This window comes from Bacillus sp. LR--39 (genome assembly GCF_053613335.1).
Map to the genome: position 1 here is coordinate 1 of NZ_JBSIOT010001688.1, position 504 is coordinate 504.

Below are 504 nucleotides of genomic sequence, written 5' to 3' on the forward strand. Positions count from 1 at the left end.
CACATTGCAGGAAAATGTCGCACCAAAGCCCGAGACAATGACAAAAATCTTTTTTGAAAAGTTTTATAAAAACAAGCTGGCGGTAATTGGAGGAGTTTTATTATTTATTATTATCCTATCAGCGATTTTTGCTCCGGTGATCGCTCCATACCCGCCGGAACAGCAAAACCTTCTGAATAAGCTAAAACCGCCAAGTGGTGAACATCTAATGGGAACAGACAAGTTTGGCCGAGATATTTTCAGCCGTTTACTTTATGGGGCTCGGGTTTCTTTACTTGTAGGCTTTGCCTCTGTACTTGGATCGATTACGATAGGTACGGTGGTCGGCGCAATCGCCGGCTACTTTGGCGGAATAATCGACGCTATTATGATGAGACTGGTGGATATTGTATTATCCATACCCGACATCTTTCTGTTAATCACGCTGGTCACCATCTTCCAGCCGGGCATAGATAAACTGATTTTAATATTCGCCTTGACGAGATGGACGACGACAGCGCGCCT

The 504-nt window shown here is 44.2% G+C and carries 1 protein-coding gene; it reads left to right on the top strand.

Annotated features, from left to right (window positions below; genetic code table 11):
* Positions 1–4: 4 nt before the first annotated feature.
* Positions 5–504 (top strand): ABC transporter permease (locus tag ACWHAR_RS32550; protein ID WP_452089109.1); only part of this gene is annotated, 500 nt, incomplete at its 3' end.